The organism is Desulfomonilaceae bacterium (assembly GCA_041662605.1).
Taxonomy (GTDB): domain Bacteria; phylum Desulfobacterota; class Desulfomonilia; order Desulfomonilales; family Desulfomonilaceae; genus CAJBEZ01.
In genome coordinates this window covers 23,832-36,528 of the sequence record JBAZSD010000007.1, presented here as the reverse complement: position 1 = coordinate 36,528, position 12,697 = coordinate 23,832, and the positions used below count along the sequence as shown (strand labels likewise).

Here is a 12,697-nt window from a genome sequence, read left to right as displayed (position 1 = left end):
ATGGACACATTGCAGTCATTTGAAGAACAAAAATTGGCCAATATTTTGGCGCTTGGCACCGATGAGAAAATAAAAGAGGTCTCGCTTTTGTGGATGAAGAATACCGGTAGTCTCCAATACGCTTACAACTTCTCCTGGCTTGGTCGTCCTATAATACAATTGCCCCAGGACATAGTTGCCATGCAGGAACTGATTTGGCAAACGAAGCCCGATCTCATCATAGAGACCGGCATTGCCCATGGCGGATCTCTGGTTATGAATGCATCCCTGCTGTCCATTCTGGATTACTGTGAAGCGGTTGAAGCTAATCAGATACTTGATCCGTCGAAGAGTCTCCGGCGGGTGTTGGGGGTCGACATCGATATCCGTTCCCACAACCGCGCTTCCATCGACGCCCACCCCATGAGGCACAAGATAGACATGATCCAGGGCTCCAGTACTGACTTGGATACTATCAAACAGGTTTGCGAATATGCCAAAAGGTATGAGCGTATCCTTGTTTGCCTCGACTCAAATCATACACACGATCACGTTTTGGCTGAACTTAGCGCTTATGCGCCACTGACCTCCGTGGGTAGCTATTGCGTGGTGTTTGACACACTCATCGAAGACATGCCGCCCGACCTGTTTCACGATCGACCTTGGGGCCCCGGCAACAACCCCAAAACCGCAGTGTGGGAATATCTCAAGACCCACCCGGAGTTTGAGATTGATAAGAGCCTTCACCACAAACTGCTGATTACCGTAGCGCCGGACGGGTATTTAAAAAGACTTCGTTAAGAAAAGGGACGATCGCACCCAATTTGTTAGTCAAGGCCAATATAATAGCGAACTATGCAGGGTCCATATGGTCGGCCTTGATGGGAGTGGTGTTTGTTCCGCTTTACATCAGGTTTATGGGCATCGAATCGTATGGCTGATCGGTATGTTTTCAATTCTGGACATGGGCTTGAGCGCAACCATGAACAGGGAGATGGCCAGACGCTCAGGAGTAGCAGGCCAGAAACAGGCGTCCCGTGATCTTTTGCGTACTCTAGAAATAATTTATTGGATTGTGGCCTTGATTATCGGCTCAATTGTAACTTTGATTTCCTTCTCTATAGCCGATTACGGGGTTCACCCTGATAAGTTTATCGATATCCGATGTCCAGCAGGCTGTAATGATCATGGGGATGGTCGTTGTTTTTCGATGGCCCTTTGGGCTGTATCAGGGCGGCCTGAAGGGTCTGCAGCAGCAGGTACTGGTCAATATTCTCAACGCTATCTCCGGAACATTCCGTGGTCTTGGCGCTGTTTTGGTTTTATGGCTTGTATCTCCCACCATTCAAGCGTTTTTTATCTTCCAGATCGTGGTGAGCGGCTTAGAAACTTTCACGAGCGCTTATTTTCTATGGCGCTCTTTGCCTCAGTCGACAGAGAGGCCCATGTTCCGAAAAGCGATTCTCCACGAGATTTGGCCCTTTACTGGGGGGATGATGGCGATCAATGTCGTTGCCATGATCCTCACCCAGGCCGATAAAATAATATTGAGTAAAATGCTGACTCTGGAAATGTTCGGCTACTATATGCTCGCGTGGCCGGGGCAAGCGCTTTAGGCAGGCTGCTTGCCCCGATCTTTACCGCTCTATTCCCGCGATTGTCCCAACTTGTGGCGTTAGGAGACACAAAACACCTTTCGGAGCTTTACCACAAATCCTGTCAATTCATGTCGGTAATGGTATTGCCGGCTGCAACTGTGTTAGCATCGTTTTCATATCAGGTTCTGTTGGTATGGACAGGTGACGCGAACATAGCCGCAAAAGCGAGCCTTGTTATGAGTCTCTTGGTTGTTAGCTCTGCTTGTAACACAATGGTGAACATCCCTTACGCCGTTCCACTAGCTTACGGCTGGACATCGTACGGTATTTTGTTGAATGTGGTGTCGATAATCATCTTGATCCCCGTTCTAATATTGCTGACCAATCTTTATGGCATGATTGGCGGGGCTATTGTATGGGCCACCCTGAATTTGGGTTATGTGTTAATAGGAATAAGAATAATGCACTGGAAAATCCTTAAAGGTTAATTGTGGCGATGCTACAGAGATGACGTCGGACTGCAACTCGTTGTTTCCCTTGCATTGGTGTCTCATTCAGGCTTATGCTACCAACCCAGTTGTCCCGAATTGAGGTCTTGATTTTTCTTGCTCTGGTTGCACTGATCAGTTTTGGAGCATGTGTCATTGTGACTCCAACAATACGTTCAGCCTTGTTAGCTCACATTTCAGAGCTGAGATCTCGGGCTAGGCAAAACATCTCAAGAGCGCCTGTTTAATGCAACCTATTTGAAGGGGTTAAGATGCAACGAATTCCGCCTGTAGCCATCGGATTACCGGTCTATAACGGAGAGAAATATCTTGCTGAATCTATCGAGTCGGTTCTAGCTCAAGATTTTGGGGATTTCGATTTTCTTATCTCTGACAATTGCTCGACAGATTCAACATGGGAGATATGTAATTATTACAAGTCCATAGATCGTAGAGTCCGAATTCACCGACACCAAAGGAATTGGGGCAGTGGTGCCAATGGTGAATTTGTATTCAAAAACACTGAATCAAAATACTTCATGTGGCATGCGCATGATGATAAGCGTGAAAGCAATATGCTAGGTGTCCTCCTAAAATTTTTGGATACTAACCCGGATTACGTGTCATGCTCTCCCAGGCTAATAGCCATTAATGATAAGGGGCAGCCAGTAAAATGCATAAATACCAGTTTCCTGTGGGACTGCGATTCGCCCGTCGAACGCTTTTTGAAATGTTTCACTAGCTATGGTCAATGTCACGCCATTTATGGCTTGATCAGGCGAAATAATCTGGAGCGTTTGCTCCCATTTCCAAGACTAGAGTTGGGCGGTGATATCGTCATGGCGTTGGCGCTTATTTTGCAAGGAAAGTGTGGCCAGATCAACGAAGGAGCGCGCCTTTTCCGGGAAAGGGTTTTTATTGATCCTGTGGAAGCTACCATTCATTATGCAAGGACCGTTTTTGGTCAAACAAAAGCATATCAAGCGTTTCCGCACTCTTCCTTCTGGAAATCGCTGATCATGATCATTCTATCGAGCACATCACTGAGCACCACAGATAAGTTGTGGCTTGCCAGGACAGTATTAACAAGCGCACCCTGTAGAGGATTTATAGGTCGTGATCTTAGGCATAAGATTAAAATGTTTCTGGTTATGAATCCACCTCTTTACTACCTGGTAACATCGATAAGAAATAGTCTGCGTCCTTTCTTGAATTCACTGATTCGAATCGATTGACAAAGTACATCAAGTGTAGCATTCAGCCAACTTTGTAAAATAGCACATTGAGATGGTCTTAAGACAGTTGAGTGGTACTCTTATTGACAAATTACAGAACAAGTTAATGAGCCTCAGAAATCTACGTCCTCTGGGCGTGGTCAGATTCTGAAGACTATGCCGGCAGCCCATCCACTAACTCTAGAATTCAGCTTAAACGATTAGAACCCAATAATAGTGTTCCTGTCGGCCTGAGGAGTAAATATCCACGTGCAGAGCACGTGGCTTTCTCTTTGCCCCCCTTAGGAGGGCTAAAAGCTTGCCCCCTTAAGGAGGCAAGCGTAGTTGTTCCCATGGTTCGAGTTACAAATGCAGTTGTTCCTCACATCGCTCTTTGTCTTCTTGGTATTTTACATACTTGCGGATCATGTCCGCCTCAAGACCCACTGTGTCGACGCAGTAGCCTTTCGCCCAAAAATGATTGCCCCAATAGGGTTTCTTCTTCATATAGGGGAACTGCTTGAATACTCGAATTGCTGTTCGTCCCTTGATTGCGCCCATAAACTCGGATATCGACACCTTTGGCGGCACCATGCAGATCAGGTGAACATGATCCGCCTGAATGTTCAGTTCCACCACTTCACATCCCATACGTCCACAAAAAACTTGGATGCAGTTGTGAACTTCTTCTTTTACCATCCCATCCAATATACGAAATCGATACTTAGGGACCCAAACCACGTGATATTGGCAATGCCATATCCCATGTGATAGCTTACGAAACCTGCTCATCTGCTTCTCCTGTTTTCGAAGTTGCGGGAACAACTTGAATTCTAGAGTTAGCAGATGGGCTGTCTTCCGGCATAGCCTTCAGACTCTGACCACGTCCACAGGACGTGGATTTCTAAGGCTAATTAAACTCATCCCAGATTGCCTACGGGCTTTGTTTTGAAACTGCTTCAGTAAACCAGTTCGTATCACTGGAAAGCTGAGACCACGTGTAAACGTCCAAAAATATGTAAAGCGTACAAATCTGTTTCCTTTTGTTTGTTATCAACCTATTTTACCAAGGCAAAGAGCCCTTTTAAAGGATATACAAACCAGATCCCATTCACCCTTTACCGCCTCCAGTCCTCGTAACATGAATTGGCGAAAGCCCATAACCGACTTTATGATGCCAAAGACAGGCTCGATAGTCCTATTTTGCTTCGCATAGACAGCCTTACCTGATGTCGTTTTGAGCCTATGCTTCATGCTGTCCAGAGCAGTAGCGTTGTCATGCAATGGCACCGGTTCCTGGAACCGATCCATAACTGGCGGATGATGTTTTTCACGGTTGACAGCTATGTAAGAGGTTACCCGGTTCTCTTGGCAAAGCTTTACATTGTCTTCACTGAAATAGCCGTTATCCGCAATGAGGTCAGTAACTGTTCCGAATCCTTGTGGCAACCCGCTTCAAATTAGTCAGGGCCGGTTTCAGCTCTTTCTTGTCGTTGGGAGCCTGGGTCACATGGGTGGTGACAATCAGCATGGTTTCCATGTCCACGCCTGCCCGGACATTGTAGGCCTGTTCAAACCCACCGCCGGATGTTGGCATTATGCGTGATTGCTTATCGTTCAGATTGACCTGATCCTTTTGCGTTGGATCAGGCTCCGGTGGCTGCGGATTTACCCCTGGCTTTTTTGCCGGTCTGTTGTTCTTTTTTAGCTCGCTCGGCGACCTTGGTCTCATATACCTCTTGTTCCTCGGCGTGCCGTTGCGCCGCACGACGCTCTATTTCGGCCTTGGCTTCCTTGATTGCCTTAACACGCTCCTGGCGAATCGAAAGTTCAGTCGGGATGTCCATGCCATCAGGAATGTCAGCTTTGTCAACTGATTCGGCCTTTTTCAGCAGCTCAGCCACCTCCGCTTCAAGCTGTTTTTCCAGCTTACAGGCATGGCCATAACTTAACGCCTTGTGGTTGGATGCGTTGGCTTTAACTTTGGTCCCATCGATACTAACCTTGCCTAGCCTTAGAACCTTCATCTCGTGGGCAATAGAGAGTATTTCCACAAATATCCTCGTCAACTCTGGTAGGAATCGCCTGCGAAAGCTAGCGATAGTGTCATGGTCCGGATGACTGTTAGCTGCGATGTAGCGGAAAGCCACCGAGTCGTACGTGCTGCGTTCCAGTTTACGACTTGAAAAAACGCCTATGGCGTATCCGTAAAAAAGAATGGCTACCATTCATTTCCGGGCTGTACGGCTGGAATCCCCTACCACAGTATGATGATTTGAGAGGCTGAAGGTCGATTTGTTCGACGATTTCCACCACAAAACGAGCCAGATGCTTTTCCGGCAACCATTCCTGAATAGATGGCGGCAACAGGAAGAGAGTATCTCTATCAACGTCCACAAATGTTACCTTCATGTATATATCCCCTTGAATGAACATCCGTTCTGTTGGAGAATATACCTTAGAGCCGTTGCGTAACTCAAGAGATAATTGCTGTTAAATAACATAATATCAGGATGTTACGCTAATTAGAGCCTCTATAAATTGCGGGGCGTCAGGCTAAGTCCGACAGGCTCCTAGCGATTCACCATTACTGAGGACAATGCTATGCAATACAACATTCGTCATCATAAACGTTGCCGTATCTGCGGTTCCGTAAATTTTCGTAAATTCTTGAGGTTCGAGGATGTTCCTTTAAGTGACGATTTTGTCTCAATAAATACTAAGGGAACTGAATTTGTTGCCCCATTGGAGGTGTATTTGTGCTCCCAATGTGGTATTGCGCAGACTGCACACGATGTACAGACGTCAGATTACTATCAGGAGTATCGTTATACGGTTTCATCTTCACCGCTTGCGGCTAATTTTATGCGAGTCTTAGCCAAGAACACTTTTGAAAAATTTGGACTTCTCCCTGATGACCCAATAGTTGAAATTGGTTCTAATGATGGGGCTCAATTATTGTGCTTTAAACAGCTAGGAGCACGCGTTTTTGGGTTTGAACCGTCATTGGAACTCACTAGGATTTCTGCCCGCGCTCATGTACCAACGGCTGCGTGCTTATTTAATGACGACTCTATTGGCCAGATACCTCTAGCCATGCTTCCTGTAAAGGCAATCCTACTAACCTATACCTTTGACCATCTGCCTGACCCGATGGGATTCCTCCAGACAGCCAAGCGACTTTTAGACAAAGAAAATGGCCTCTTGATTATCGAGGTGCATGATCTTGAGAAAACGATGATGCGTCGCGAGATCTGCGTCTTTCAACATGAGCACACGATCTACTTGACATCTGCGTCCTTAAAAAGCTTATTGGAACGGGCTGGTTTTGAACTGCTAACCATGGACCTTGTAAAGGAGCAAGATCGTCGTGGAAACTCACTGTTAATTGCAGCTGCAGTTCAAGGAAACAACTATGAACCAGATAGTAACCTATCCATCCGTCTGGGTCCTTTTGATAAATGGGACCGTTATAAAGATTTCGGCAGAGGGGCCGAAGACGGCTGTAAAAAATTCCGAAGCTATGTGGATTCTCAGATCCTGTCAGGTAAGCGTTTAGGAGGTTATGGGGCAGGTCCGCGAGGTGTCATGACCTTGGCGATTACCAATCTCAGTAATAGGCATATTGAATTTCTGTGCGATCAGAACACAAACTTACACGGGTTATTGACTCCCAAATCTCACGTGCCTGTTGTTGCGCCTGATTTTTTAAAGGAGAATCCAGTCGACGAACTTATTGTATTTTCTTACGGTTATATGGATGAGATCAGACAGTTGCTTTCAAGGTATTTAGAACAAGGCGGAAAATTGACCTCTGTTTTGGATTTATTGTGAGAGAATTGAATGCATAAGAACAGCGAATTGATTTTTGTGAAATATGTTAAGCCCTTGATTAAAGACTCATTAAAAGTGCTGGAAATAGGTCCCGATGCTTTTCCTTCAAAATATAGGCAGTTAGCGCAAGATGTTTCTGTGGCCTCTTGGGATACACTTGATACTTACAAAAATTTTAACCTCACCTATGAGAACGTTGATGATTATAATTATCCGATCCAGTCTGGCTCATACGATGTGGTGCTTTCAGGCTCTGTAATTGAACACGTGCCAAAACCTTGGATCTGGATTCATGAATTAGCTAGGATAACAAAACCTGGGGGCTTGGTGGTAACGATTGCCCCGATAAGTTGGGGATATCACGGTCCTATAGACTGTTGGCGAATCTACCCGGACGGCATGAAAAGTTTATATGAAGGAGCAGGCCTCACAATTTTACTATCTTGCTGGGAATCGCTAGAAACGCCAGGCTATAAGCGCTATATTGGTGGCATTTCAAGAGAACTGCAAACTCGAAAGAGGCAGATAATGCTAACAATTTTTGGAATGCTTGGGTTTCCTGTTGAACGAGCGTATGACTCGGTAGTCATCGGGAGAAAAAAAGACAACACATAGAAAGTTTCTTCAAACGGACGACAATAGTAGCGAGTTTCATGAACACCAAACCTAGGTTTTCTTAACAGATGAGAGTTCTCTTAACTGGAGCGACTGGGTTCCTTGGTAGCCACTTAACCAGGGCTTTGCTGGAGGCAGGTCATGAAGTCATTATCCTTAAACGAAGTTTCTCCAACACATCCCGGATATCTGAATTGTTACATTACGTTACTGTCTATGATCTTGACCGTTGTGAACTGGAGCAACCGTTTTTAGACTTTCCTAGAATTGACAGCATCGTCCACACCGCTACCTGCTACGGTCGAGAGGGACAAGGAGCATCGGAAGTTCTTGAGACAAACCTGGTGATGCCTCTGAAACTTCTAGAGGCAGCAGTGTCTTTTAATACGGGCTCATTTTTTAATACGGGCTCATTTGCTAACAAAGCCAATCCTATCTACGGTCCTTTGAGTTTTTATTCCCTGAGCAAGGGCCAGTTCGAGGTTTGGTGCAAAATGTATGGTGATGAGCAGAAAATCAGAGTGGTAAATGTACGTCTAGAACATATGTACGGTCCGAGAGACGCCGAGTTCAAATTCTTGAATTATGTTATAAACGGTTGCTTAAAGAATACTGGTGAACTGGCTCTGACTCCTGGGCAACAGAAGCGTGATTTTATCTACATCGATGACATTGTATCCGCTTATATGACTCTTCTGGTTGAAACTCAAACCCACTCCGTAGGTTGGCGCCAGTATGAGTTAGGAAGTGGTAAGGCTATTTCAATCCGTGAATTTGTGGAAACGGTCAAAATGATTACGCGATCAAAGACAAAACTTCTGTTTGGCGCGCTACCGTACAGCGTTGGTGAAATTATGCATTCAAAAGCGGACATCAAGCCGCTGGAATTGTTGGGATGGTCCTGCAAAACAGATCTTGAGCAGGGTATAAGAAATACGCTGAAATTATCCCCACGTAACTGAATAGATACGAAGAGTTTCCGTGTCAATTTGGCTGAAACCTCATAAAACTCAGCATGAGATCCTTGGGATAAGTTATATATTTGAAAAGACAAATTTCAGGAGATTACAGTATGAAACATACTGAACCAAGACTATTTATCTATATCCCAACATTCGACAGGCCAGAAATTTTAAGAAAGCAGCTTGATTTATTGGCGCCACAGTTGCTGGGCTACCCTGACAGGGTAAGGTTATTGGTCAATGACAATTGCTCCCCAAACGGAGTCAACGATTGTCTGAGAGAGAAATACCACGAACCCAACATAGAATTCAGGCAGAATCCGAATAACATTGGGATGAGCGCAAATGCGGCTCTTGGTTTCGTTTTTGCTGAACCAGACGAATTCTTGTGGATTCTTTCAGACAATGACCACGTTGGTTCCTGCGCAGTTGAGAAAATTTTGAACATGCTATGCTCTAATGTTGATCTATTCGCCGTATCATTTCATGTTGCTGAAAAACAGTCTTACACGGTACGTTTTGATGCCCACTGGGATTTCCTTTTTGCAACTTTTGGTTTGATTAGTGGCGCAGTCTACAACATGAAGACCTTTGGCCCATTCATAGAAAACGCTTTTAACTATCACAATTCATGCTATCCCCATCTCGCTGTTTTGTTTAGCGCTATTAAATCGGTGGGGCCACTGAAAGCTATAGTGACGCCATATTACGAACTGTTTATAGGTCCTGACCTTAGAGCCCAAGGTGATTACTCCTTGGCCGTTGTAGGCAAGTTCATTTTGGCGACATTGATGCCTGTAAATTTTGCTCGACAATTTTGTTGGAATTTCCTTCTCAACAATGGTTTGTATTTCTATCGATATAAGGACAAACATTATTTAACATATCTGCAAAGCAAAGCCGTGCTGAGTAGTCTTGGTTTCAGGTTTCGAATAGCCTTACGCTTTTTTGGGTTGACGGAAAAATTGGTGACTGTAATGCCTCCTTTTATAAAGAGATTAATAATTCGAAACGAGTGGTTATTGATGAAATGGAAGACTTTTCTGACCAGCATTGAAGGTATTTTCTGATGTTAAATATTAATTTAATTTTAAATATGATGAGAAACATAGGTTTAATTTTAAGATATGAGACTCGACATCGAACAAGATTGCTATCGGATTACCTTAGACTGATCATAGATTATCTGTGTTTTGAAAAAATCCTCAAATTACGTGAGACAACCGAAAACATTCAAGGTTTTAGCATTGAGTTTGTTGATTACAGGGCCCTGATTTTCATGTACGAAGAAATCTTCATCAATAAGGTGTATCAGTTTGTCTCGACAACGAAAAATCCCCTGATAATAGATTCAGGGACTAATATAGGACTTTCGGCGATCTTTTTTAAGACATTCTATCCGGAATGCAGAATAATCGCGTTCGAACCTGACGAGAAGATCTTTAACATGTTGAAAAAAAATGTTCAGCGAAATAATCGCCTTGACGGAGTGACGTTAATTAACAAAGCAATCCATGGATCCAGAAACGAAATGAGTTTCTACTACGACCCAAGTCATATTGCTAACCTTACAGGAAATTTAATTACTCCAAGACACGGAATGAAGACCAAAAAAGTTGATTGTGTTCCTTTGTCGGGTTTTGTAGGGGAAATTGTAGATCTGCTGAAAATGGACATAGAAGGCGCTGAGAATTCTGCAATCGACGAATTATCAAATACTGGAAAGATCAAACTAATCAAGGAGATTATTATTGAGTATCATCTTCACATTTCCTTGCAAGAAAATGACAAATTATCAGCAATGTTGAAATCTCTTGAGCAAAATAATTTTACTTACCAAATTAGCGGCTTTTTTAGGCCGCCATTCATAACAGAACTGTTTCAGGACATTCTAATTTATGCCCATAATAAGTCATACGACTGAATTATCGAACGATGGGACAACGTCGAAAAGGCCAAAGACAAAAGAAGGCAAGAGTGGCTACTTAAAAATCAAAAACTAACAACTTTCTCGGATTGAAATGTCTGAAACAGTACACTAAGCAGCGTCAACTGATTTTAGGAGTAACGATGTGAATATTTCTGTAAAAAATCATATCCGTAACTTTCTGAGATCTCAAATTGAGAGATTTCCGATTCTTGCTGAAACATATCGAAATGTTAGAACTCTGCTTTTTCAAAACAGTTTTGCAAACAGAGCGCCTGTGTTGACTCCTTTCGGTTTTTATTTCATTGGTATGCCATCAATGGAGAATGGAAGCTATGAGCAACAAGAAGTCAGGATTGCGCAACAGTTCATAGGTCAAACAGATATCTTTATAAATGTTGGAGCCAACTATGGTTATTATTGTTGTCTCGCTTTACAAGCCGGTGCCCGTACAATTGCATTTGAGCCAATAGAAATAAATTTAAGATTACTTTATAAAAACATCATTGCAAATGGTTGGCAAAGCAAAATAGAGATTTTTCCTTTAGCGATCGGAGAAAGGGCAAGTTTGATCGAAATATATGGCGCTTATACAGGAGCATCCATTATTAAAGGATGGGCGGGGAACACGTCAGAGTCTTTAAAATCTTATACGCCAATTTCAACGTTAGACACGATTTTGGGATCAAGGGTTTGCGGGCAGCGGTGTTTTATCCTGGTTGATATAGAAGGCGCAGAGTTCCAAATGCTAAAAGGAGCAGAGGAAATTCTTAAACAAAAACCTAAACCTATATGGATGGTTGAAATTTGTGTTACCGAACATCAGCCAAAGGGTGTCCATATCAATCCTTATTTAGAGGCGACATTTGATATGTTCTGGAGCCATGGCTACCGATCATTCACAGCCACAGACCAGCGTAAAGAGATTAAAATGAGCCAGATTGAGATTATCTGTAAGAAAGGGATTGACACATTAGGCACACATAATTTCTTGTTCTTAGATAGCAGTGAACAGTAGAAACTATGGATGGAACTTGAAACAATGGTCTTGATCTTTACCGATACAAGCGTAAACACTATTTATCAGGGAAATTTGTCAATATTTGCTAACTTACGAATAGCAGAAATAGATCAACTAATTGTCAAAATTACCTTTTTAAGCTTTTCTGTCCAATGTGGAGATTGTAATTAATGGTGATAGTGCGATTGATTGGTGGCCTGGGTAATCAAATGTTCCAGTATGCCACAGCTAGGGCTATTGCCTATAGGAACAGATCTACACTTAAACTAGACATCTCTTTTTTCAAAAATGACCCTAAACGTTTCTATGCTCTCTCGCACTTTAACATTATTGAGGAGTTTGCCTCTGCCGAAGAAATTGCCAGTTTCAGGGGCTCAATAATGAAGAAAACCTGCGGTCGAGTTTTCAGATTTATACCCTCTCTCCGTCCGACAAGATTAAGGAGCATTGCTCTGGAACGTCGGCAATCCTTCGATCCGACAGTTCTTAAGCTTCCGGGAAATATTTATCTGGTGGGGTATTGGTGCTCTGAAAAATATTTCAAAGATATCGAACCAGTGATAAGGCGAGAATTCAAAGTTAAGACACCTGCGCACCATGAAAACGAAGCTTTGGCCCGCGAAATTTTCTTTCAACAATCGGTGAGCTTGCATATCCGTCGCGGAGACTATGTGTCCGACCCGACCACCTACAATTTCCATGGTCTTTGTCCGATTTCGTATTATTTGGAAGCCGCTAATCGAATTGCCCGAGAGATTGATGATCCCCATTTCTATGTTTTTTCAGATGATAAAGAATGGATTCAACAATACTTGAAGCTCGATTGGCGCTGCACCTACGTTACACATAATGGACCTGACCAGGATTACGAAGATTTGAGGTTGATCAGTCAATGTCGGCACCATATTATAGCAAACAGCACCTTTAGCTGGTGGGGGGCTTGGCTTAGCGATTATCCCAACAAGATTGTGTTTTCACCAAAGAAGTGGTTCAGATCAATGGCGATCGATACGAACTCAATTGTGCCGCCAAACTGGCGACAGATTTGATAATCAAGCG

At 43.6% G+C, this 12,697-nt stretch carries 12 protein-coding genes and 1 pseudogene; 11 read left to right on the top strand and 2 right to left on the bottom strand.

Annotated features, from left to right (window positions below):
• The 4 genes from WC647_07600 (at position 1) to WC647_07585 (ending at position 3,300) form a co-directional block, all read left to right on the top strand.
• Positions 1-780 (top strand): cephalosporin hydroxylase family protein, encoded by a 780-nt coding sequence (locus tag WC647_07600; protein ID MFA6222163.1) that lies wholly within the window; start codon positions 1-3, stop codon positions 778-780.
• Between the two features lie 386 nt (positions 781-1,166).
• The gene (locus WC647_07595) at positions 1,167-1,595 is read left to right on the top strand and encodes an oligosaccharide flippase family protein (protein MFA6222162.1); all 429 of its coding nucleotides are present in this window, start codon (positions 1,167-1,169) and stop codon (positions 1,593-1,595) included.
• Entirely contained in the window at positions 1,574-2,065 is a 492-nt protein-coding gene (locus tag WC647_07590; protein MFA6222161.1) for a hypothetical protein, read from the top strand. Before WC647_07595 ends, WC647_07590 begins: the two co-directional genes overlap by 22 nt.
• A gap of 272 nt (positions 2,066-2,337) precedes the next feature.
• Positions 2,338-3,300, top strand: a complete 963-nt coding sequence (locus tag WC647_07585; GenBank protein MFA6222160.1) for a glycosyltransferase — start codon at positions 2,338-2,340, stop codon at positions 3,298-3,300.
• Positions 3,301-3,642: 342 nt separating this feature from the next.
• Here the strand turns inward: WC647_07585 and tnpA are convergent, their stop codons facing one another.
• Both tnpA and WC647_07575 read right to left on the bottom strand, forming a co-directional pair.
• On the bottom strand, positions 3,643-4,071 hold the full coding sequence (gene tnpA / locus WC647_07580; GenBank protein MFA6222159.1) for an IS200/IS605 family transposase: 429 nt from the start codon (positions 4,069-4,071) through the stop codon (positions 3,643-3,645).
• Positions 4,072-4,332: 261 nt separating this feature from the next.
• A pseudogene (locus tag WC647_07575) lies at positions 4,333-5,691 on the bottom strand (IS1182 family transposase).
• 192 nt (positions 5,692-5,883) lie between these two features.
• Between WC647_07575 and WC647_07570 the strand changes: the two are divergent.
• From WC647_07570 to WC647_07540, 7 genes are all read left to right on the top strand, one after another.
• Positions 5,884-7,113, top strand: coding sequence for a methyltransferase domain-containing protein (locus WC647_07570; GenBank protein MFA6222158.1), 1,230 nt, complete (start codon positions 5,884-5,886; stop codon positions 7,111-7,113).
• Between the two features lie 9 nt (positions 7,114-7,122).
• Positions 7,123-7,728, top strand: coding sequence for a methyltransferase domain-containing protein (locus tag WC647_07565; protein MFA6222157.1), 606 nt, complete (start codon positions 7,123-7,125; stop codon positions 7,726-7,728).
• Positions 7,729-7,796: 68 nt separating this feature from the next.
• Positions 7,797-8,690: an NAD(P)-dependent oxidoreductase gene (locus WC647_07560; protein MFA6222156.1), complete on the top strand. Its 894-nt coding sequence runs from the start codon at positions 7,797-7,799 to the stop codon at positions 8,688-8,690.
• A gap of 110 nt (positions 8,691-8,800) precedes the next feature.
• On the top strand, positions 8,801-9,760 hold the full coding sequence (locus WC647_07555) for a glycosyltransferase (GenBank protein MFA6222155.1): 960 nt from the start codon (positions 8,801-8,803) through the stop codon (positions 9,758-9,760).
• Positions 9,760-10,614 carry an FkbM family methyltransferase gene (locus tag WC647_07550; GenBank protein ID MFA6222154.1) on the top strand — a complete coding sequence of 285 codons (855 nt, stop codon included), beginning with the start codon at positions 9,760-9,762 and terminating at the stop codon, positions 10,612-10,614. Before WC647_07555 ends, WC647_07550 begins: the two co-directional genes overlap by 1 nt.
• 148 nt (positions 10,615-10,762) lie before the next feature.
• The gene (locus tag WC647_07545; protein MFA6222153.1) at positions 10,763-11,635 is read left to right on the top strand and encodes an FkbM family methyltransferase; all 873 of its coding nucleotides are present in this window, start codon (positions 10,763-10,765) and stop codon (positions 11,633-11,635) included.
• Positions 11,636-11,808: 173 nt separating this feature from the next.
• Positions 11,809-12,687: an alpha-1,2-fucosyltransferase gene (locus tag WC647_07540; protein ID MFA6222152.1), complete on the top strand. Its 879-nt coding sequence runs from the start codon at positions 11,809-11,811 to the stop codon at positions 12,685-12,687.
• Positions 12,688-12,697: the final 10 nt, after the last annotated feature.